This window comes from Streptomyces sp. NPDC059080 (genome assembly GCF_042739975.1).
Classification (GTDB): Bacteria; Actinomycetota; Actinomycetes; order Streptomycetales; family Streptomycetaceae; genus Streptomyces; species Streptomyces benahoarensis.
In genome coordinates, this window is the sequence record NZ_JBHYGX010000013.1 from 126014 (window position 1) to 147531 (window position 21518).

At 70.7% G+C, this 21518-nt stretch carries 18 protein-coding genes; 3 read left to right on the top strand and 15 right to left on the bottom strand.

All coding sequences use genetic code 11. The features are described 5' to 3' along the window. Positions 1-70 precede the first annotated feature (70 nt). From nuoN to ACFWWQ_RS13980, 14 genes are read right to left on the bottom strand one after another with little or no spacing between them, the layout of a single operon-like run. Entirely contained in the window at positions 71-1723 is a 1653-nt protein-coding gene (gene nuoN / locus ACFWWQ_RS13915) for an NADH-quinone oxidoreductase subunit NuoN (protein WP_384595122.1), read from the bottom strand. Beyond that, complete coding sequence (locus ACFWWQ_RS13920) at positions 1720-3387, bottom strand: NADH-quinone oxidoreductase subunit M (protein WP_384595125.1); 1668 nt, start codon at positions 3385-3387, stop codon at positions 1720-1722. The genes nuoN and ACFWWQ_RS13920 overlap by 4 nt, the downstream gene beginning before the upstream one ends. Positions 3388-3390: 3 nt before the next feature. Continuing rightward, positions 3391-5283 carry an NADH-quinone oxidoreductase subunit L gene (gene nuoL / locus ACFWWQ_RS13925; protein WP_384595128.1) on the bottom strand — a complete coding sequence of 631 codons (1893 nt, stop codon included), beginning with the start codon at positions 5281-5283 and terminating at the stop codon, positions 3391-3393. Between the two features lie 13 nt (positions 5284-5296). Beyond that, positions 5297-5596 (bottom strand): NADH-quinone oxidoreductase subunit NuoK, encoded by a 300-nt coding sequence (nuoK, locus tag ACFWWQ_RS13930; RefSeq protein WP_384595131.1) that lies wholly within the window; start codon positions 5594-5596, stop codon positions 5297-5299. Beyond that, the gene (locus ACFWWQ_RS13935; RefSeq protein WP_384595134.1) at positions 5593-6501 is read right to left on the bottom strand and encodes an NADH-quinone oxidoreductase subunit J; all 909 of its coding nucleotides are present in this window, start codon (positions 6499-6501) and stop codon (positions 5593-5595) included. Before ACFWWQ_RS13935 ends, nuoK begins: the two co-directional genes overlap by 4 nt. Then, positions 6498-7115 carry an NADH-quinone oxidoreductase subunit NuoI gene (gene nuoI / locus ACFWWQ_RS13940; protein ID WP_384595137.1) on the bottom strand — a complete coding sequence of 206 codons (618 nt, stop codon included), beginning with the start codon at positions 7113-7115 and terminating at the stop codon, positions 6498-6500. The genes ACFWWQ_RS13935 and nuoI overlap by 4 nt, the downstream gene beginning before the upstream one ends. Next, complete coding sequence (nuoH, locus tag ACFWWQ_RS13945) at positions 7108-8502, bottom strand: NADH-quinone oxidoreductase subunit NuoH (protein ID WP_384595140.1); 1395 nt, start codon at positions 8500-8502, stop codon at positions 7108-7110. Before nuoH ends, nuoI begins: the two co-directional genes overlap by 8 nt. Then, positions 8499-11009 (bottom strand): NADH-quinone oxidoreductase subunit G, encoded by a 2511-nt coding sequence (locus ACFWWQ_RS13950; RefSeq protein ID WP_384595143.1) that lies wholly within the window; start codon positions 11007-11009, stop codon positions 8499-8501. Before ACFWWQ_RS13950 ends, nuoH begins: the two co-directional genes overlap by 4 nt. Further along, positions 11006-12361: an NADH-quinone oxidoreductase subunit NuoF gene (gene nuoF, locus ACFWWQ_RS13955; RefSeq protein WP_384595146.1), complete on the bottom strand. Its 1356-nt coding sequence runs from the start codon at positions 12359-12361 to the stop codon at positions 11006-11008. The genes ACFWWQ_RS13950 and nuoF overlap by 4 nt, the downstream gene beginning before the upstream one ends. Further along, positions 12361-13239 (bottom strand): NADH-quinone oxidoreductase subunit NuoE, encoded by an 879-nt coding sequence (gene nuoE, locus ACFWWQ_RS13960; RefSeq protein WP_384595184.1) that lies wholly within the window; start codon positions 13237-13239, stop codon positions 12361-12363. The genes nuoF and nuoE overlap by 1 nt, the downstream gene beginning before the upstream one ends. 26 nt (positions 13240-13265) lie before the next feature. Then, entirely contained in the window at positions 13266-14612 is a 1347-nt protein-coding gene (locus ACFWWQ_RS13965) for an NADH-quinone oxidoreductase subunit D (RefSeq protein WP_384595149.1), read from the bottom strand. Further along, the gene (locus ACFWWQ_RS13970; protein ID WP_384595152.1) at positions 14612-15334 is read right to left on the bottom strand and encodes an NADH-quinone oxidoreductase subunit C; all 723 of its coding nucleotides are present in this window, start codon (positions 15332-15334) and stop codon (positions 14612-14614) included. The genes ACFWWQ_RS13965 and ACFWWQ_RS13970 overlap by 1 nt, the downstream gene beginning before the upstream one ends. Continuing rightward, on the bottom strand, positions 15331-15885 hold the full coding sequence (locus tag ACFWWQ_RS13975) for a NuoB/complex I 20 kDa subunit family protein (RefSeq protein WP_384595155.1): 555 nt from the start codon (positions 15883-15885) through the stop codon (positions 15331-15333). Before ACFWWQ_RS13975 ends, ACFWWQ_RS13970 begins: the two co-directional genes overlap by 4 nt. Positions 15886-15894: 9 nt before the next feature. Then, positions 15895-16254 (bottom strand): NADH-quinone oxidoreductase subunit A, encoded by a 360-nt coding sequence (locus tag ACFWWQ_RS13980; RefSeq protein ID WP_345088450.1) that lies wholly within the window; start codon positions 16252-16254, stop codon positions 15895-15897. Between the two features lie 717 nt (positions 16255-16971). On the opposite strand from ACFWWQ_RS13980, the gene ACFWWQ_RS13985 reads away from it, so the two are divergent. The 3 genes from ACFWWQ_RS13985 to ACFWWQ_RS13995 all read left to right on the top strand — a co-directional run bounded on the left by ACFWWQ_RS13985 (position 16972) and on the right by ACFWWQ_RS13995 (position 20127). Continuing rightward, positions 16972-17808 (top strand): C40 family peptidase, encoded by an 837-nt coding sequence (locus ACFWWQ_RS13985; RefSeq protein WP_384595158.1) that lies wholly within the window; start codon positions 16972-16974, stop codon positions 17806-17808. A gap of 379 nt (positions 17809-18187) precedes the next feature. Continuing rightward, positions 18188-19000 carry an ATP nucleotide 3'-pyrophosphokinase gene (locus ACFWWQ_RS13990; RefSeq protein ID WP_384595161.1) on the top strand — a complete coding sequence of 271 codons (813 nt, stop codon included), beginning with the start codon at positions 18188-18190 and terminating at the stop codon, positions 18998-19000. A gap of 224 nt (positions 19001-19224) precedes the next feature. Then, positions 19225-20127 (top strand): hypothetical protein, encoded by a 903-nt coding sequence (locus tag ACFWWQ_RS13995; RefSeq protein WP_384595164.1) that lies wholly within the window; start codon positions 19225-19227, stop codon positions 20125-20127. Between the two features lie 61 nt (positions 20128-20188). Here the strand turns inward: ACFWWQ_RS13995 and ACFWWQ_RS14000 are convergent, their stop codons facing one another. Next, positions 20189-20428: a hypothetical protein gene (locus ACFWWQ_RS14000; protein ID WP_384595167.1), complete on the bottom strand. Its 240-nt coding sequence runs from the start codon at positions 20426-20428 to the stop codon at positions 20189-20191. Between the last annotated feature and the right edge of the window lie 1090 nt (positions 20429-21518).

The window sequence follows — 21518 nt, forward strand, 5'->3', positions numbered from 1 at the left end:
GCCCGGCCCCTGTGGAAGGGGCCGGGCGGCGGCCGTTCGTGTGAGCGGGACCGAAGCCGCCACCGGTGGGTCAGCGGACGAAGGTGCCCGCCTGCCCCGCGAGATCGAGGAAGTACTGCGGCGCCAGACCGAGCACCAGCGTGACGACGACACCGATGGCGATGGCGGTCGTGGTGAGCGGGCTGGGCACCGCGACGGTCGGACCGTCCGCCTTCGGCTCGTGGAAGAACATCAGCACGATCACCCGGATGTAGAAGAACGCGGCGATGGCCGACGACAGCACACCGATGACGACGAGCCAGCCGGCGCCGCTCTGCGCCGCCGCCTTGAAGACGGCGAACTTCCCGGCGAAACCGGAGGTCAGCGGGATACCGGCGAAGGCCAGCAGGAACACCGCGAAGACGGCGGCGACCAGCGGTGAACGGCGGCCAAGACCCGCCCACTTGGACAGCTGCGTCGCCTCTCCCCCGGCGTCGCGGACGAGGGTGACCACGGCGAACGCGCCGAGCGTCACGAAGGAGTACGCGGCGAGGTAGAAGAGGACGGACGAGATGCCGTCCCGGGTGGTCGCGAGAACACCGGCCAGGATGAACCCGGCGTGCGCGATGGAGGAGTACGCCAGCAGCCGCTTGATGTCGGACTGGGTGATGGCGACGATCGCGCCGCCCAGCATCGTGACGATGGCGACGCCCCACATCACCGGCCGCCAGTCCCACCGCATCCCGGGCAGGACCACGTACAGCAGCCGCAGCAGCGCGCCGAAGGCGGCGACCTTGGTGGCGGCGGCCATGAAACCGGTGACCGGGGTGGGAGCGCCCTGGTAGACGTCGGGCGTCCACATGTGGAAGGGGACGGCGCCGACCTTGAAGAGCAGGCCCATCAGGGCGAGCGCGCCGCCGATGAGCAGCAGCGCGTCGTTGCCCATCGTGCCCGCGAGGGCCGGGTCGATCTGCTTGGCGCCGTCCGCGATGACCTCGGCGATGCCCGCGTACGTGACGGTTCCGGCGTAGCCGTAGAGCAGGGCGATGCCGAAGAGGAGGAACGCCGAGGAGAACGCGCCGAGGAGGAAGTACTTGAGGGCGGCTTCCTGGGAGAGGAGGCGCTGGCGACGGGCGAGCGCGCAGAGGATGTAGAGCGGGAGGGAGAAGACCTCCAGGGCGACGAAGAGGGTCAGCAGGTCGTTGGCGGCGGGGAAGATCAGCATGCCGCCGACGGCGAACAGCAGGATCGGGAAGACCTCGGTGGTGGTGAACCCGGCCTTGACCGCGGCCTGTTCGGCCGCGCCGCCGGGGACGGCGGCCGCCTGCGCGGCGAACGAGTCGACGCGTTTGCCGTGGGCCGCCGGGTCCAGGCGGCGCTCGGCGAAGGTGAACACCGCGACCAGGGAGACCAGCAGGATGGTGCCCTGGAGGAAGAGCGCCGGGCCGTCGACGGCGAGGGCGCCCATCGCCGCGAGGTGCGCCTTCGTCGTGGCGAAGCCACCCGCGGCGAGGCCGATGATCGCGGCGAAGGCGGCGGCCAGCGCCACGACGGAGAGCAGGAGCTGGGCGGTGTAGCGGTTGCGGCGGGGCAGGAACGCCTCGATGAGGACGCCGACGATCGCGGCGCCGAAGACGATGAGGGTCGGGGAGATCTGGGCGTACTCGATGTGCGGGACCGGGATCCTCCCGGGCACCTCGGCCGCCGTTGTCCACAGGGTGTGGACGTCCGTCACGGGGTTCACTTTGCGGCCTCCGCATCGTGGTGGTGCGCGGGGTGACCGGCCCGGTGGTGCCCGGGCACCGCGTCCACCCGCACCTTGGGCTTGGGGTCCTGCTTGTCCACGACGGAGAGGGTGTGGTCGACCGCGGGGTTGACGAGGTCGGTCAGCGGCTTGGGGTACACGCCGAGGAAGAGCAGCAGGGCGATCAGCGGACCGACGACGACCAGCTCACGGACGCGCAGATCCGGGAGGGCGCGGACCTCGTCCTTGGGCGGGCCCGTCATCGTCCGCTGGTAGAGGACGAGGACGTAGAGCGCGGCGAGGACGATGCCGACGGAGGCGATGATGCCGATGACCGGGTAGCGGCTGAACGTGCCGACGAGGACGAGGAATTCGCTGACGAACGGGGCGAGCCCCGGCAGCGAGAGGGTGGCCAGGCCGCCGACGAGGAAGGTGCCGGCGAGCAGCGGCGCGGCCTTCTGCACCCCGCCGTAGTCGGCGATGAGGCGGGAGCCGCGACGGCTGATGAGGAACCCGGCGACCAGCATCAGCGCGGCGGTGGAGATGCCGTGGTTGACCATGTAGAGGGTGGCGCCGCTCTGGCCCTGGGAGGTCATGGCGAAGATGCCCAGGATGATGAAGCCGAAGTGGGAGATCGAGGCGTACGCGATCAGGCGCTTGATGTCCCGCTGGGCGACGGCGAGCAGGGCGCCGTAGAGGATGCTGATCAGGGCCAGGACGAGGATGACCGGGGTGGCCCAGCTGCTGGCCTCGGGGAAGAGCTGGAGGCAGAAGCGGAGCATCGCGAAGGTGCCGACCTTGTCGACGACCGCGGTGATCAGCACGGCGACGGGTGAGGCCGACTCGCCCATGGCGCCCGGCAGCCAGGTGTGCAGCGGCCACAGCGGCGCCTTCACCGCGAAGGCGAAGAAGAAGCCGAGGAACAGCAGGCGTTCGATGCCGGTGCCGAGGGCGAGATGGCCGGAGGCGCGGGCCTCGACGATCTGCTGGAGCGAGAAGGTGCCGGTGCCGAGCTGGTCGGCGGTGACGGCGTAGAGGCCGATGACCGCGGCGAGCATGATGAGGCCACCGGCGAGGTTGTACAGCAGGAACTTCACGGCGGCGCGCGCCCGCCGGGCCGCCGCCTCGCCCTCGTCGGCGCCGCTCGCGCCGTCGCCGAAGCCGCCGATGAGGAAGTACATCGGGATGAGCATGGCTTCGAAGAAGAGGTAGAAGAGGAAGACGTCGGTGGCCTCGAAGGAGAGGATCACCATCGCCTCCACGGCGAGGATCAGGGCGAAGAAGCCCTGGGTGGGGCGCCAGCGGCGGTTGGGCCGGGCCTCCTCCAGAGGGTCTGCGTCGTGCCAGCCCGCGAGGATGACGAACGGGATGAGCAGCGCCGTCAGGGCGATCAGGGCGACGGCGATGCCGTCCACGCCCAGTTCGTAGCGGACGCCGAAGTCGGCGATCCAGGCGTGGGATTCGGTGAGCTGGAACGGTCCCTTGGCGCCGGGGTCGAAGCGGAACGCGATGACCAGGGCCAGCGCGAAGGTGGCGACGGAGAAGAGCAGCGCGACCCATTTGGCGGCGGTGCGCCTGGCCGCGGGGAGCGCGGCGGTGGCGACGGCGCCGACCGCCGGGAGCGCCGCGGTGCAGGTCAGCAGCGGGAACGAGAGATCTGCCATGGGTCAGACACCCCTCATCAGCAGGGTCACGGCGACGAGGACGGCGGCCCCGCCGACCATTTGGGCGGCGTAGGAACGGACGAAGCCGTTCTGCAGACGGCGCAGGCGTCCGGAGAGTCCGCCCATGGCGACGGCCGTGCCGGTGACGGCGCCGTCGACGAGGGTGTGGTCGAGGCGGACGAGGGTGTCGGTCAGATGGGTACCGCCGCGGACCAGGACGACGTGGTTGAAGTCGTCCTGGAGGAGATCGCGGCGGGCGGCGCGGGTGAGGACCGAGCCACGGGGCGCGGTGACCGGTACGGGCTTACGGCCGTACATCAGCCAGGCGGCGGCAACGCCGAGGAGAAGGACGACGACGGTGGCGGCGGTGGTGGCCGTCGCGCTGAGCGGCGGATGGCCGTGGGCGAGGGAGGTGACGGGCTCCAGCCAGTGGACGAAGGTTTCGTTGACGCTGAACAGGCCGCCCGCGAAGACCGATCCGAAGGCGAGGATGATCATCGGGATCGTCATGGTCTTCGGGGATTCGTGCGGATGGACCTCGTCCGGATCCCAGCGCTTCTCGCCGAAGAAGGTCATCAGCATGACGCGGGTCATGTAGAACGCGGTGATCGCGGCGCCGAGGAGGGCCGCGCCGCCGAGGATCCAGCCCTCGGTGCCGCCCTTGGCGAACGCCGCCTCGATGATCTTGTCCTTGGAGAAGAAGCCGGAGAGGCCGGGGAACCCGATGATGGCGAGGTAGCCCAGGCCGAACGTGACGAACGTGACCGGCATGTGCTTCCGCAGCCCGCCGTAGCGCCGCATGTCGACCTCGTCGTTCATGCCGTGCATCACCGAACCGGCACCAAGGAAGAGCCCGGCCTTGAAGAAGCCGTGGGTGACGAGGTGCATGATGGCGAAGGCGTAGCCGATCGGGCCGAGCCCGGCGGCGAGGATCATGTAGCCGATCTGCGACATCGTGGACCCGGCGAGGGCCTTCTTGATGTCGTCCTTGGCACAACCGACGATCGCACCGAAGAGGAGCGTGACGGCGCCGACCACGACGACGGCGGTCTGGGCCGCGGGCGCGGCGTCGAAGAGCGTCCCGGAGCGGGTGATGAGGTAGACGCCCGCGGTGACCATGGTCGCGGCGTGGATCAGGGCGGAGACCGGGGTCGGGCCCTCCATCGCATCACCGAGCCAGGACTGCAGCGGCACCTGGGCGGACTTGCCGCAGGCGGCCAGCAGCAGCAGCAGCGCGATGGCGGTGAGCTTCCCCTCGCCCGCCGACGTGGCCGTGCCCGCGGTGTCGAGGACCGGGCCGAACGCGAAGGTGCCGAAGGTGGTGAACAGCAGCATGATCGCGATGGAGAGGCCGACATCGCCGACGCGGTTGACGAGGAACGCCTTCTTGGCGGCGGTGGCGGCGCTGGGCTTGTGCTGCCAGAAGCCGATGAGGAGGTACGAGGCGAGGCCGACGCCCTCCCAGCCGACGTAGAGGAGAAGGTAGTTGTCGGCGAGGACGAGCAGCAGCATCGCCGCGAGGAAGAGGTTGAGATAGCCGAAGAAGCGGCGGCGCCGTTCGTCGTGCGCCATGTAGCCGACCGAGTAGAGATGGATCAGCGAGCCGACCCCGGTGATCAGCAGGACGAAGGTCATCGACAGCTGGTCGAGCTGGAAGGCGACGTCGGCGTGGAAGCCGCCGACCGGGATCCAGGTGAACAGGTGCTGGTGCAGGGCGCGGTCATCGGCGGCCCGCCCGAGCATGTCGGTGAAGAGGACGGCGGCGACGGCGAAGGAGGCAACCGCGAGGAGCGTGCCGATCCAGTGGCCGGTGCGGTCGAGGCGTTTTCCGCCGCACAGCAGCAGGGCCGCACCGACCAGCGGTGCCGCGATGAGCAGCGCGATCAAGTTCTCCACTTTGTGCGACCCCTTACAGCTTCATCAGGCTGGCGTCGTCGACCGAGGCCGTATGACGGGTGCGGAAGATCGTCACGATGATCGCCAGCCCGACGACGACCTCGGCGGCGGCGACGACCATCGTGAAGAAGGCGATGATCTGGCCGTCGAGGTTGCCGTGCAGGCGGGAGAAGGTGACGAAGGCGAGGTTGCAGGCGTTGAGCATCAGCTCGATGCACATGAACACCACGATGGCGTTCCGCCTGATCAGCACGCCGGCCGCGCCGATGGTGAACAGCAGGGCGGCGAGGTAGAGGTAGTAGACAGGGCTCATTTGCCGGCTTCCTCCTTCGGTGCCGCCGGTGTGGTGGCCGGGGCGGCCGGGGGCTCGGAGCCGCCGCGGCCGAGCCATTCCTGGGAGCGCTGTTCCAGGGCCTTCAGCTCGGCGAGGGATTCCCGGGAGACGTCGCGGATCTGGCCGCGCTCGCGGAGCGTCGGATTGACGGTCAGCTCGGACGGGGTGCCGTCGGGCAGCAGGCCCGGAATGTCGACGGCGTTGTGACGGGCGTAGACACCGGGTGCGGGAGCTGGGGTCGGCAGGGGCCAGGCGGAGCCTGTCGTTGAGGGGGGTTGGTCGGGCGACGGGTGGGCCTGCTTGCCCTCCCTGACACGGGCGAGGGACTGCTCCCGCTGGGACGGGGTGCGTTCGGTGCGTTCGCGGTGGGTGAGGACCATCGCGCCGACCGCGGCGGTGATGAGCAGGGCGCCGGTGACCTCGAAGGCGAAGACGTACTTGGTGAAGATGAGGGCGGCGAGCCCCTGGATGTTGCCCCCGGCGTTGGCGTCGCCGAGGCCGTTGAACTCCTTGAGGGAGGCGTTGCCGATACCGGCGATGAGGAGGATGCCGAAGCCGACCCCCAGGGCGGCGGCGAGCCAGCGCTGGCCCTTGAGCGTCTCCTTGAGGGAGTCGGCGGCAGTGACACCGACGAGCATCACGACGAAGAGGAAGAGCATCATGATCGCGCCGGTGTAGACGACGATCTGGACGACGCCGAGGAAGTAGGCGCCGTTGGCGAGGTAGAACACCGCCAGGACGATCATGCTGCCGGCGAGGGAGAGGGCGCTGTGGACGGCCCGCTTCATCAGGATCGTGCAGAGCGCGCCGACGACGGCGACGGTGCCGAGGATCCAGAACTGCACGGCCTCGCCGGTGGAGGCCGCGGCGGCGAGGGAGTTCATCGTTCGATCACCTCCGGGGCGGCCGGTTCGTTCTCCCCGGTGGTGTGGGCCGCTTCCTGCGGCATCTCGCCCTTGCTGTGGGCGGTCTGACGGACCGTGCCGGGGGCGGCCTCGGTGACGAGGCCCTTGTAGTAGTCCTTCTCCGTCATGCCGGGGAAGATCGCGTGCGGGGTGTCGACCATGGTGTCCTCCAGGCCCGCGAGCAGCTCCTCCTTGGTGTAGATGAGCGATTCGCGGGACCTGTCGGCCAGCTCGTACTCGTTGGTCATGGTCAGCGCGCGGGTCGGGCACGCCTCGATGCACAGGCCGCACAGGATGCAGCGCAGGTAGTTGATCTGGTAGACGCGGCCATAGCGCTCGCCCGGGGAGTAGCGCTCCTCTTCGGTGTTGTCGGCGCCCTCGACGTAGATGGCGTCGGCGGGACAGGCCCAGGCGCACAGCTCGCAGCCGATGCATTTCTCCAGGCCGTCCGGGTGGCGGTTGAGCTGATGGCGGCCGTGGAAACGGGGCGCCGTCGGCTTCTTCTCCTCCGGGTACTGCTCGGTGAGCCGCTTCTTGAACATGGCCTTGAAGGTCACACCGAAGCCGGCCACAGGGTTCTGGAACTCAGGCACCGTCGCCCCCCTTTCCGTCGGATCCCTCTTCGTCACTGACAGTGTCCACCCGACCACTGACAATCAACTCGCGCTCCTGGCGCGGCCGTCGGCGTGGCACCGGCGGCACCTCCTGTCCGGGCAGTGGCGGGACGGGGAAACCGCCCGCCATCGGGTCGAAGGCGCCGCCCTCCGCGCCGTCCGGCTCCTCACCGTCCGGCGCGGCGCCGCGCCGGAAGAAGTCGGCGACGAGGGAGATCAGCAGCAGGGCGACGGCGGCTCCGGCGACGTACAGGACGATCTGCTGGAAGTCGTGGCCCTCGTTCTTCAGGACGCGGACGGTGGCGACGAGCATCAGCCAGAGCAGCGAGACCGGGATGAGGACCTTCCAGCCCAGCTTCATGAACTGGTCGTAGCGCACCCGGGGCAGCGTGCCGCGCAGCCAGATGAAGAAGAACAGCAGCAACTGGACCTTGAGGGTGAACCACAGCAGCGGCCACCAGCCGTGGTTGGCGCCCTCCCAGAACGTGGAGATCGGCCACGGGGCGCGCCAGCCGCCCAGGAAGAGGGTGATGGCGACGGCGGAGACGGTGACCATGTTGATGTACTCGGCGAGCATGAACATCGCGAACTTGATGGACGAGTACTCGGTGTTGAAGCCGCCGACGAGGTCGCCCTCGGACTCCGGCATGTCGAACGGCGCGCGGTTGGTCTCGCCGACCATCGCGACGATGTAGATGATGAAGGAGACCGGCAGCAGCAGGACGTACCAGCGGCTCTGCTGCGACTCCACGATCGTCGACGTCGACATCGACCCGGAGTAGAGGAAGACCGCGGCGAACGACATGCCCATCGCGATCTCGTAGGAGATCATCTGCGCGCAGGAGCGGAGCCCGCCGAGCAGCGGATACGTCGAGCCGGACGACCAGCCGGCGAGGACGATGCCGTAGATGCCGACGGAGGCGGTCGCGAGGATGTAGAGGACGCCGATGGGCAGGTCGGTCAGCTGCATCGGGGTGCGGTGGCCGAAGATGGAGATCTCGTTGCCCGCGGGGCCGAAGGGGATCACCGCGATGGCCATGAACGCGGGGATGGCGGCGACGACGGGCGCGAGGACGTAGACCGCCTTGTCGGCGCGTTTGACAACCAGGTCCTCCTTGAGCATCAGCTTGATGCCGTCGGCGAGGGACTGGAGCATGCCCCACGGGCCGTGGCGGTTGGGGCCGATGCGCAGCTGCATCCAGGCGACGACCTTGCGCTCCCAGACAATGGAGAACAGCACGGTCAGCATCAGGAAGGCGAAGCAGAAGACCGCCTTGATGAGGATGAGCCACCACGGGTCGCGGCCGAACATCGACAGGTCTTCCTGCGCCAGCGCCACGCCGCCGAGAGCGGGTTGCGGCATCATGCGTCCACCTCCTCGGCCGTCGCCGGGGCACCGGGGACGGCGGCGATCGTGACCAGTTCGCCGGGGCGCGCGCCGGTGTCGGCCGCCACGCCGCCGCCGGTGGAGTTCAGCGGCAGCCAGACGACCCGGTCGGGCATCGGCGTGATGTGCAGCGGCAGCCGGACGGTGCCCGAAGGGCCGGTGACCGCCAGCAGATCGCCGGCGGCGACGCCGGTCTCCCGTGCGGTGGCGGCGGAGAGCCGCGCCTCGGCCGGATGGCGCGTGCCGGTCAGCGCCTCGTCGCCGTCCTGGAGCTTCCCCTGGTCGAGCAGGAGGCGGTGCCCGGCGAGCACCGCCTCGCCCGGCTCGGGCCGGGGCACCGCGCGGCCGGTCGCCAGCGGGTCGGCAGCGTACGGGCCGCGGCGCCCGCCGAAGCGGTCCAGCTCCTGGCGGACGGCGTGCACATCGGGCAGCCCCAGCGGCGTGCCGAGCGCATCGGCCAGCATGTGGAGGACCCGGGCGTCGGCCTGGAGGTGGCGCCGGGTCATCTGGTCCGGTTTGAGCGCGGCCTCGAACATCCGGGCCCGGCCCTCCCAGTTGAGGAAGGTGCCGGACTTCTCGACGACGGCGGCCACGGGGAGGACGACGTCGGCGCGGTCGGTGACGGCGGACGGCCGCAGCTCCAGGCTGACGAGGAAGCCGACGGCGTCGAGCGCGGCGGTGGCGCGGGCCGGGTCGGGCAGGTCGGCGACCTCGACGCCGCCGACGAGGAGGGCGCCCAACTCGCCCGTGGCGGCGGCCTCGATGATCTCGCCGGTGGCGCGGCCCTGGCCGTGCGGCAGATCGGCAACGCCCCAGAGGGCGGCGGTCTCCTCGCGGGCCCGCGGGTCGGTGGCGGGGCGGCCGCCGGGCAGCAGTCCGGGCAGGGCGCCCGCCTCGACGGCGCCGCGCTCCCCGGCGCGCCGCGGGATCCACACCAGGCGGGCGCCGGTGGCGGTGGCCAGGCGGACCGCGGCGGTCAGGGCGCCGGGCACGGTGGCGAGGCGTTCGCCGACGACGAGGACGGCGCCGTCGGCCCGCAGCGCCTCGGCAGCCGCGCGCCCGTCGCCGTCGAGGCCGACGCCCCCGGCGAGCGCGTCGAGCCATTCGGTCTCGGTGCCGGGGGCGGCGGCCAGCAGCGTGCCGCCCGTCTTGATCAGGCCGCGGGTGGCGTACGGGGCGAGCCCGTAGGTGTGCTGACCGTGCTTGCGGTGCGCCTTGCGCAGCCGCAGGAAGACGCCGGGCGCCTCCTCCTCGGCCTCGATCCCGGCGAGGAGGACGGCGGGCGCCTGCTCCAGCGCGGTGTACGTGACGCCGCCACCGTCGAGGTCGAGGCCGCGCCCGGCGACGCGGGCGGCGAGGAAGTCGGCCTCCTCGGCGCTGTGCGCGCGGGCCCGGAAGTCGATGTCGTGGGTGCCGAGGACGGTACGGGCGAACTTGGCGTAGGCGTACGCGTCCTCGACGGTGAGGCGGCCGCCGGTCAGCACGCCGGTACGGCCGTGGGCGGCGGCGAGACCGCGGGCGGCGGCGGCCAGCGCTTCGGGCCAGCTCGCCGGTTCCAGCTCACCGGTGTCGGCGTCGCGGACGAAGGGGCTCTCCAGCCGGTCGCGCTGCTGCGCGTACCGGAAGGCGAAGCGGCCCTTGTCGCAGATCCACTCCTCGTTGACCTCGGGGTCGTCGGCGGCGAGACGGCGCATGACCTTGCCGCGGCGGTGGTCGGTGCGGGTGGCGCAGCCCCCGGCGCAGTGCTCGCAGACGCTCGGCGACGACACCAGGTCGAAGGGGCGGGAGCGGAAGCGGTAGGCGGCGGAGGTGAGGGCGCCGACCGGGCAGATCTGGATGGTGTTGCCGGAGAAGTACGAGACGAACGGGTCGCCGTCGCCGGTGCCGACCTGCTCAAGGGCGCCGCGCTCGATCAGCTCGATCATCGGGTCGCCGGCGATCTGGTTGCTGAAGCGGGTGCAGCGGGCGCACAGCACACAGCGTTCCCGGTCGAGGAGGACCTGCGTGGAGATCGCGACGGGCTTCTCGTACGTCCGCTTGCGGCCCTCGAAGCGGCTCTCCGGGGCACCGACCTGCATGGCCTGGTTCTGCAGCGGGCACTCGCCGCCCTTGTCGCAGACCGGGCAGTCCAGCGGGTGGTTGATGAGCAGCAGCTCCATGACGCCGCGCTGGGCCTTCTCGGCGACCGGGGACGTGAGCTGCGTCTTGACGACCATGCCCTCGGTGCAGGTGATGGTGCAGGAGGCCATCGGCTTGCGCTGGCCCTCGACCTCGACGATGCACTGGCGGCAGGCGCCCACCGGGTCGAGCAGCGGGTGGTCGCAGAAGCGCGGGATCTCGATGCCGAGGAGTTCGGCGGCGCGGATGACCAGGGTCCCCTTGGGGACGGAGAGCTGTACGCCGTCGATCGTCAGCGTGACGAGGTCCTCGGGCGGTTTCGCCGCCTCGCCGCCCCCGTTGTGGGGGGCATTCGTGGTGACGGTCATGCGTTCACCCCCAGGTGAGCGTCGTTGTCGGCCCAGGCGGTCGACCTGGCGGGATCGAAGGGGCAGCCCCTGCCGGAGAGGTGCTGTTCGTACTCCTCGCGGAAGTACTTGAGGGAGGAGAAGATCGGCGAGGCGGCGCCGTCGCCGAGGGCGCAGAACGACTTGCCGTTGATGTTGTCGGCGATGTCGTTGAGCTTGTCGAGGTCGGCGGGGCGGCCCTTGCCCGCCTCGATGTCGCGGAGCAGCTGGACGAGCCAGTAGGTGCCCTCGCGGCAGGGGGTGCACTTGCCGCAGGACTCGTGGGCGTAGAACTCCGTCCAGCGGGTGACGGCCCGGACGACGCAGGTGGTCTCGTCGAAGCACTGGAGTGCCTTGGTGCCGAGCATCGATCCGGCGGCGCCGACGGCCTCGTAGTCGAGGGGGACGTCGAGGTGTTCCTCGGTGAACATCGGGGTGGAGGAGCCGCCGGGGGTCCAGAACTTCAGGCGGTGGCCGGGGCGCATCCCGCCGCTCATGTCGAGGAGCTGACGCAGCGTGATACCGAGGGGCGCCTCGTACTGTCCAGGGCTCGCGACGTGGCCGCTGAGGGAGTAGAGCGTGAAGCCGGGCGACTTCTCGCTGCCCATCGAGCGGAACCAGTCCTTGCCGCGGTGGATGAGGGCGGGAACCGACGCGATGGACTCGACGTTGTTCACCACGGTGGGGCAGGCGTAGAGGCCCTCCACCGCGGGGAAGGGAGGACGCAGCCGGGGCTGTCCGCGACGGCCCTCCAGCGAGTCGAGCAGCGCGGTTTCCTCACCGCAGATGTACGCCCCGGCGCCGGCGTGCACGATGACGTCCAGGTCGAGGCCGGAGCCGAGGATGTCCTTGCCGAGGAAGCCTGCCGCGTACGCCTCGCGCACCGCCTCGTGCAGACGGCGGAGGACGGGGACGACCTCGCCGCGCAGATAGATGAAGGCGTGGTGCGAGCGGATCGCGTGACAGGCGATCACGATGCCCTCGATGAGGGAGTGCGGGTTGGCGAAGAGGAGGGGGATGTCCTTGCAGGTGCCCGGTTCGGATTCGTCGGCGTTGACGACGAGGTAGTGCGGTTTGCCGTCGCCCTGCGGGATGAACTGCCATTTCATGCCGGTGGGGAATCCGGCGCCGCCGCGTCCGCGGAGCCCGGCGTCCTTGACGTAGGCGATGACGTCGTCGGGCGCCATGGCGAGGGCCTTGCGGAGCCCTGCGTAGCCGTCGTGGCGGCGGTAGGTGTCCAGGGTCCAGGAGCCGGGCTGGTCCCAGAAGGCGGACAGCACCGGCGCGAGGATCTTCTGCGGGCTGGTTTCGTCGACCTCGGCTGCCACCGTCATCACTTCCCCTCCTCGGCTTCGGGCCCGGCCGGGTGCTGCTCGTCGGAGGCCGAGGTCTTCCGGGGCGCGTCGTGGGAGCTGGGGTGCGCCGGGGGCGCCTGCTCGCCCGGGGCGCCCGACGGCGGTTCGCCCGGCGGATGTTCGGCGGTGTGCTCGTCGCCCGTGCCGTCGGCGGTGGCGCGCGGGGCGATGACGTGGTCGGCGCCGCGGCCCGGTGCCGTCTCGCCCTTCGCGAGGCGGAGCCCGACGAGGGAGGCGGGCCCGGCGCCACCGGTGGCCTCGACGGCGCCGGGGCGCGTGTCGGGGAAACCGGCGAGGATCCGGGAGGTCTCCTTGAAGGTGCAGAGCGGGGCGCCGCGGGTGGGTTCGACGGTGCGTCCGGCGCGCAGGTCGTCGACGAGGTGCTTGGCGGACTGCGGGGTCTGGTTGTCGAAGAACTCCCAGTTCACCATCACGACGGGCGCGTAGTCGCAGGCGGCGTTGCACTCGATGTGTTCGAGGGTGACGGCGCCGTCCTCGGTGGTCTCGCCGTTGCCGATGCCGAGGTGCTCCTGGAGCTGCTCGAAGATGGCATCGCCGCCCATCACCGCGCAGAGGGTGTTGGTGCAGACGCCGACCTGGTAGTCGCCGCCGTCCGTGCGCCGGTACATGGAGTAGAAGGTGGTGACGGCGGTGACCTCGGCGGTGGTCAGCCCGAGCCGGTCGGCGCAGAAGCGGATGCCGGTGCGGGTGACGTGCCCCTCCTCGGCCTGGACGAGGTGGAGCAGCGGCAGCAGCGCCGAGCGGGAGTCGGGGTAGCGGGCGATCACCTCCGCGGCGTCGGCCTCCAGCCGGGCGCGGACGTCGTCCGGGTAGTCGGGGGCGGGGAGCGAGGGCATGCCCAGGCTCGTCGCAGCGTTCTCGGTCACCGGTCGACGCCTCCCATCACGGGGTCGATGGATGCGACGGCGACGATGACGTCGGCGACCTGGCCGCCTTCGCACATGGCCGCCATGGCCTGCAGGTTGGTGAAGGACGGGTCGCGGAAGTGCACGCGGTAGGGGCGGGTGCCGCCGTCGCTGACGACGTGCACGCCCAGTTCGCCCTTGGGGGATTCCACGGCGGTGTACACCTGGCCCGGGGCGACCCGGAAGCCCTCGGTGACCAGCTTGAAGTGGTGGATGAGGGCCTCCATCGAGGTGCCCATGATCTTCTTGATGTGGTCGAGGCTGTTGCCGAGACCGTCGGGCCCGAGGGCGAGCTGCGCGGGCCAGGCGATCTTCTTGTCGGCGACCATGACGGGCCCGGGCTCCAGCCGGTCCAGGCACTGTTCGACGATCCGCAGCGACTGCCGCATCTCCTCCAGCCGGATCAGGAAGCGGCCGTAGGCGTCGCAGGTGTCGGCGGTCGGCACCTCGAAGTCGTAGTTCTCGTAACCGCAGTACGGCTGGGTCTTGCGCAGATCGTGCGGGAGTCCGGCGGCGCGGAGGATGGGGCCGGTGGCGCCGGTGGCCAGGCAGCCGGTCAGGTCGAGGTAGCCGATGCCCTCCATGCGGCCCTTGAACACGGGGTTGCCGCTGGCGAGTTTGTCGTACTCGGGGAGGTTCTTGCGCATCTTCTTGACGAAGGCGCGGACCTGGTCGACGGCGCCGGGCGGGAGGTCCTGGGCGAGGCCGCCGGGGCGGATGTACGCGTGGTTCATCCGGAGGCCGGTGATCAACTCGTAGAGGTCGAGGATGAGTTCCCGGTCGCGGAAGCCGTAGATCATGATGGTGGTGGCGCCCAGTTCCATGCCGCCGGTGGCGATGGCCACGAGGTGGGAGGAGAGGCGGTTCAGCTCCATGAGCAGGACGCGGATGACGGTGGCCCGGTCGGGGATCTGCTCGGTGATGCCGAGGAGCTTCTCCACCGCGAGGCAGTACGCCGTCTCGTTGAAGAACGGCGTGAGGTAGTCCATGCGCGTGACGAACGTCGTGCCCTGGGTCCAGTTCCGGTATTCGAGGTTCTTCTCGATGCCGGTGTGGAGGTAGCCGATACCGCAGCGGGCCTCGGTGACGGTCTCGCCGTCGATCTCCAGGATGAGCCGCAGCACGCCGTGCGTGGAGGGGTGCTGGGGGCCCATGTTGACGATGATGCGTTCGTCGTCGGACGCGGCCGCGGCCGTCGCGATCTCGTCCCAGTCGCCGCCGGTGACGGTGTAGACGGCGCCCTCGGTCGTCTCGCGCGGCCCGGGGGCGGCGGACGCGGCGGCGGGGGAAGGGGAAGGAGTCATCAGCTGTACGACCTCCGCTGGTCGGGAGCCGGGATCTGGGCGCCCTTGTACTCGACGGGGATGCCGCCGAGCGGGTAGTCCTTGCGCTGCGGGAAGCCCTGCCAGTCGTCGGGCATCATGATCCGGGTGAGCGCCGGATGGCCGTCGAAGATCAGGCCGAAGAAGTCGTACGTCTCGCGCTCGTGCCAGTCGTTGGTCGGGTAGACGTCGACGACCGACGGGATGTGCGGGTCGGCGTCGGGGGCCGAGACCTCCAGCCGGATCAGCCGGTTGTGGGTGAGCGAGCGCAGGTGGTAGACGGCGTGCAGCTCGCGGCCCTTGTCGTCGGGGAAGTGGACGGCGCTGACGCCGGTGCACAGTTCGAAGCGGAGCGCGGGGTCGTCGCGGAGCGTGCGGGCGACGGCCGGGAGGTACTCCCGCTCGATGTGGAAGGTCAGCTCGTCGCGGTCGACGACGGTCTTGCCGATGACGTTTTCGGGGACCAGGCCCTGTTCCTCCAGGGCGCCCTCCAGCTCGTCGGCGACCTCGTCGAACCAGCCGCCGTAGGGCCGGGCGCTCGCGCCGGGCAGCCGTACGGTGCGGACGAGGCCGCCGTAGCCGGAGGTGTCGCCGCCGGCGGCGGGGCCGAACATGCCGCGGCGGGTGGCGATGAGGTCGCCGGTGTCGTCGCGCTGCGCCGGGACGTTCTGGCCGGGCGCGTTGGGGTCGTCCTGCTCGCTCACCGCAGCAGTCCCTTCATCTCGATCGTCGGGAGCGCTTTGAGCGCGGCTTCCTCCGCCTCGCGGGCCGCCTCCTGCTGATTGACGCCGAGCTTGGTCTCCTGGATCTTCTGGTGGAGCTTGAGGATGGAATCCAGCAGCATCTCGGGGCGTGGCGGGCATCCCGGCAGATAGATGTCAACAGGGACAATATGATCGACGCCCTGAACAATGGCGTAGTTGTTGAACATTCCTCCTGATGATGCGCAAACCCCCATGGAAATCACCCACTTCGGGTTCGGCATCTGGTCGTAGACCTGCCGCAGCACCGGCGCCATCTTCTGGCTGACCCGCCCGGCCACGATCATCAGATCGGCCTGGCGCGGTGAGCCGCGGAAGACCTCCATGCCGAAGCGGGCGAGGTCGTAGCGCCCGGCGCCGGTCGTCATCATCTCGATGGCACAGCAGGCGAGCCCGAAGGTGGCGGGGAAGACGGAGGATTTGCGTACCCAGCCCGCGGCCTGTTCGACGGTGGTCAACAGAAAGCCGCTGGGCAGCTTCTCTTCAAGTCCCATGGGTGACCCCTAGTCCCATTCCAGGCCGCCGCGACGCCATACGTAGGCGTAGGCGACGAAGACGGTGAGCGCGAAGAGGAGCATCTCGACGAGCCCGAACAGCCCCAGGGCGTCGAAGGTGACGGCCCAGGGGTAGAGGAAGACGATCTCGATGTCGAAGACGATGAAGAGCATCGCCGTCAGGTAGTACTTGATCGGGAAGCGACCGCCGCCGGCCGGCTGCGGGGTCGGCTCGATTCCGCATTCGTACGCTTCGAGCTTGGCCCGGTTGTAGCGCCTGGGTCCGACGAGCGTGGCCATCACGACGGAGAAGATCGCAAAGCCTGCCCCGAGGGCTCCCAGTACGAGGATGGGCGCATAGGCGTTCACCGTCCTCGCTCCCTTCAGTCGACGATGACTGGATGGCGGTCCGCCCGGGCTCGCCCCACAGAGATCGTGCGCATGTGAGGCAGTTCACAAGCCCGGACCGCCTGCATCTTATGCCCGTCATCCTGTGATCTGCGACACGGGGTACGTCAACGCCTTTGTGATCTCCACCACCTGACGAAGGATCATGAAGTCGGATGAGCGATGATCTACGCACGTGAAGCGCGCGAGTGATCACGAGAGGTGACATTCATATGGGTTACCGCTGGTCAAAGCGGCTGCGTCATTATCAAGACAGTGACTTCGCAAGCAAATTGGTGCTGGACACACTCAATTGCTATAAGCCGCACGGCCGGTGACGTGACCGCCCCGTGATCCGCCCGTGAGCATCCGCGCGTGCACGCCTTCACGAGCGCCGGGGCGCGGACGGGTCACGGGAACATAACGGGCACTCACGAGTGAGCTATCCCACGCGGTTTCGCGCCATAACTCCTTGACCTCCGGGAAGCCTTGGCGTGGCGCCCACAGAGGTGATAGGCGCCTCCAGAAGCCCGCATCGGCTGCAAAAGCCGTGCGTAGGTGCATGATCGCGATTTTCGGACACCGTTCGAGTGACACCACGAGCGGAAATAAGTCCCTTTTGCTCATCGTGTACGCGTCAAGTGTGGTGCAGGCCACTTTTGTTGGCAGCAACCTGTGACTCTTGATAGCCGTGGTGCCATGTCCCCGAACGCACTCATACCCAGCCACCGGAAGCCCCGCCGTTCCGCGTCCTCGCGGGCCCTGCGTGCGGGCGTGACCGGTGGTTTCCTCACCCTCGCGGTGGCCGGCGCGACCGTTCCGGCCAACGCCGCCGACAAGCCGGTGGCCGAGACGCAGGAGCTGCCGACCATCACGACGGCGCTCACCGCCGACCTCGCCGAGAGCGCCGACGCCACCCAGCAGGTGGCGGAGTCATACGAGCGTCAGGCCGCGCAGGACAAGGCCCTGTCGTCCGCCGCCAAGGCCGCGAAGAAGGACAAGGCCAAGGCCGAGGCCGAGCAGAAGGCCGCCGAGGCCAAGAAGAAGGCGGCGGAGGCCAAGAAGAAGGCCGCCGAAGCCGAGCAGGTGCGGGCCTCCCGCTCCGCCGACCGCACCAGCCTGACGGGCGGTGACTCCTCGGGCTCCGGCTCCGATGCCTCGACGCCGTCCACCGGTGCCACCGGCTCCACCGCCACGCTGCTCTCCTTCCTCCGCGCCCAGGTCGGCAAGGCGTACATCTCGGGTTCCACCGGCCCCTCCGCGTACGACTGCTCCGGCCTCACCCAGACCGCGTTCCGGCAGATCGGCATCGAGCTGCCGCGCGTCTCGCAGTCGCAGTCGACCGCCGGCACCCAGGTCGGCCTGGGCAACCTCCAGGTCGGCGACATCCTCTACTGGGGCAGCGCGGGCAGCGCCTACCACGTGGGTGTCTACGTCGGGAACGGCAACTTCATCGGCGCGCAGAACTCCAGCACCGGCGTGGTCGAGCGTCCGCTCAGCTACGACCAGCCCACCGGTGCCGTCCGCGTCCTCTGAGACCGGCACCCCACGGAGCACGGTCCGTCCGCGACGCGCCCCGGCACCCACTCCCGCCGGAACACCGCCGTGACTCTCCCTGACGGGCCGACCGCTCCGTAACGCGCCTCACTTGGGCCGCTCCTCCCACCGCTCGGGAGGAGCGGCCCTTGGCGTGCGGTGGGCCGAACGCGGCGGTGGGCCGAACGCGGCGGTGGGCCGGAGCCCGCGCGCCGGTAGCCGGTTCGCGCCGCGGGCCGCCGGGTTCCGGTCGCGTTCCACCCCATCGGGTACGTCGGCAGCCACCGGCGGCCCGCGCGGACCGTTGCACCTCTCGCCATCCGCCGCACCCCGCCACCCGGGCACCGTGCGGCGCGCGCCGAGAGGACACCGCACTCCGATGACCGCACCCCGCCCCCTCACCCGGGCCCTGACCAGTGCCGCGCTGGCCGCCGCGCTCGGTCTGGGCGCCGCCCACCCGGCCGCGGCCGGTCCCGTCACGCCGCGCACCACCGTCGTCGTCAGCAACGACGCGCTCCACCGCACCGCCCCCGGCGGCGGCTGGAATCAGGACGGCCTCCACCTCGACGCCGCCGACAACGCGGCGGTCGACGCGTACGCCGCCCGCGCCCGCACGGCCGAACGCTCCATCAGCCCGCAGATCCGGGCCGCCGCCCGGCTCGGCCACGCCGAACTGGTCGGCTTCGACCAGCGGCTGAAGTCCCCCGACTCGCTCAAGCGCAAGGTCGCCACCTGGATGGGCGAGGAGCGTGGCCGCACCGTCGGCCAGTCCCTCGCCCGGATCAACGACGCGGTGCGCTTCACCCTCCAGTGGCCCGGGAAGCGGTACACCGCGGGCGTCACCGCCGCCTCCGCGCTGCTGTCCTCCTGGGGCAACGACAGCACCAAGTGGTCCAACACCTGGCAGCGGCGGACCGGCTACAAGGCCGTCAACTCCGGCTGGCGCGCGCCCCGCTCCGGCCAGCTCTTCGAGGTGCAGTTCCACACCCCCGAGAGCAAGGCCGCCCAACTGGAGACCCACAAGCTGTACGAGGAGCAGCGGCTGCCCGGCACCTCGCCCGAGCGGGCGCGAGAACTCCAGGAGCAGCAGAACGCCCTCTTCGCCGCCGTCCCCGTCCCGCCCGGCGCCGACCGCCTGACGGCCCCGGAGCCCCACCGCCGCGCCCCGGCCACCGTCCCCGCCACCGGCTGACGGACAACAACGGGCGGGACGGCGGGCGCACCCGGGGCGGACCGGCCGCGCCCGCCGTCCCGCCGCCCGTTCGGCCCACCCGTGCCCCTCCCCCGCGCCGCTCCGCGTGCGCACCGGGCGTGCCTCGGATGACATGGCTACGGAAGCGGTCCCGGCGCACCCCAGGTGTGCCGGGACCGGGCGCCCGACCGGGCGCTTCCCGACACCGTCCCAGGAGGACCCGCATGTACCGCGCCGCGCGCACCCTGGCCGCATCCGCGCTCGGCGCGGCCGCCGTCGCCCTCACCGCCCCGGCGGCCTCGGCCACGCCCGCGCGGACCCTGTCCGCGTACGCCGTCATATCCGGGGCGGCCGCGTCCGCCGACGGGCCGTCCGCCTCCGTCAGCCCGGCGACCGTGCTCCGCGGCCGGCCCGTCACCGTGGCCGTGGCCTGCGCGATACGCGACGAGGAGCGGATGCCGCGGAACATCAGCGGCGAGGGGCGGGTGCTGCGGGACGGCACCGTCACCCTGGAGCGCCAGGGAAGCACCGGCACCTACCGGGGCGCGGCGCAGACCGCCCCCCGGGTGCCGCTGGGCCTCGGGCCGATCGATGAGGCCGCCGCCGCGCGGGCCGACGCGCGGGCCGCCTGGGCCATCGAGGGCGTCTGCCCCGACAGCGCGCCCTGGAGCGTCACCGTACGGACCACCGTCACGGGCAGCGACCCGGCGCACGCCCCGTCCCGCGCGCCGTCCGCCGCACCGCACACCACCCCGTCCGGCCCGCCCGCCGGAAACGCCCCGGCGCCCGGCACCGCGCCGCGGCCCGGCGGCCCGTACGCGAAGAGGCCGGGCCCCGACGGCCCGGCCTCCGGGGGCCCGCACACGGCGCGCCCCGACACCTCACACCCCGCTGCCCCGCACGGCCCGGTCGCCGCCGGTGGCGGCGGCGCGGCGGAGAACCGCCCCACTACCGAGGTCCGCTTCGCGGAGCTGACGCGGATCACCGCCGGGGACCGGAGCCCCGCCACCCTGCTCGCGGCGGGCGGCGCCGTCCTCGCGGCGGCCGCGGCCGGTGGATATCTGCTGGCCGGCCGCCGGGAGCGCAGCGCGCAGCGGCGCCCCGCCGACGAGGCCGCGCGCCCCTGACGGACCGTCCCCGGGCGCCGCGGTCCGGCTCACGGGGCGCTCCCCGGCACCGGCCCCGGACTCACGGTGCGCTGCCCGCGCCCTGCCGGTTCCGCTCGTACGTGCTGTGCATCGCGCAGCGGCGGAGTACGGCGGCGAGCTGACGCGCCACCTCCGGGGCGCAGCGCCCCAACTCCACCAGCGGCCGGGGATCCTCCCCGGCGACCGACGCGGCGTCGAGCCGCAGGGTGGGCAGGACGACACCGACCCCCAGCAGCGCGGCCCGCAGCTCGTCGCGCGCTCCCTCGGCATCCCTGATCATCGACTCCAACTCCATAACCTCACACTCAACGGGCGAATGAATCCCCTCCGTACTCCCCCCGGCCGCGCGGACCATGCGTGACCTGCTCGGAAGAGGGCGTTCTCGGGGTGAGGCGTACCCGCTGAGGTGACGCGGGCGCCGGCCGGAGCCCGGCGGTTCACGCCTTCGGGGCCACCTTGCTCAGCAGAGTGGGCGACGGAGCCGGGCTGGCCCGCGGGGTGGCCGCTGCCGTCCCTCGCGATCCTCGTCGGCGCCGTCGGCTGCTTCCCGTCCGCGTGGCAACTCTTCCGCTGGACAACACTGCGCCCCCTGTACGGCCCTCGTATGGGCCGCACAGGGGGCTCTTTCTGCATTCTTCCCCGGTGATTCAGACGTCCGATCGGCCCCAGTATGGAACAGGCGCCACGCGTGCTCGTGGGGCGAGACGGAACTTCCGGAACCCGCCCGGACAGTGCACGGCCCCGCCCGGCGGCCGCGTGGGCACTCGGGCGAGGCCGTAGCGGGGCTACCCCCTACCGCACACGATGCACGGACTCATGCTCTGGGAGATGCAGTTGCCGTCGTCGTCATAGATGTACAAGGTGGGCTTTTGCCCCGGGCATCCAGGGGTCTCAGTGCATGGAACGGTTCCATCTTCCTGGTGACCCATAGCGAAACTCCTCCAGTTGCTGGCTGGTTGGCTTCCACTTGCGTTTGCAGGACCCGCACCACCAGAACCAATGGTCGTCGCCGCTGGCGGTGGTGCTGGTGTCCTTCCACAACACCGCGCTGTTACAGCGGGGGTCGGGGCATGAGGGAGGCTGCCACACGCCACTACTCCTCGTGATCTTTTGAATACAGACAGGTATCGTGACGTGCGTTGCCGGTCAGCACAACTTGTGCTGGTCAGCGCACCTGCGGGCGACCGCGCGGCCCAATGCCTCAGGCGGACGCGGTGTATTGAGGTGCCCGGCCGCCGCTGTCCGATTAGGCAGCCGGACGTGAAAGGAATTACCTCTAGTGTCTCGTGATCCTGTTCATGTCAGTTCGAGTTGTTATTGACGAGTTTCTTCACGTTAGTCGCGACGAGCCGGACCTTCGCGAGGACCTC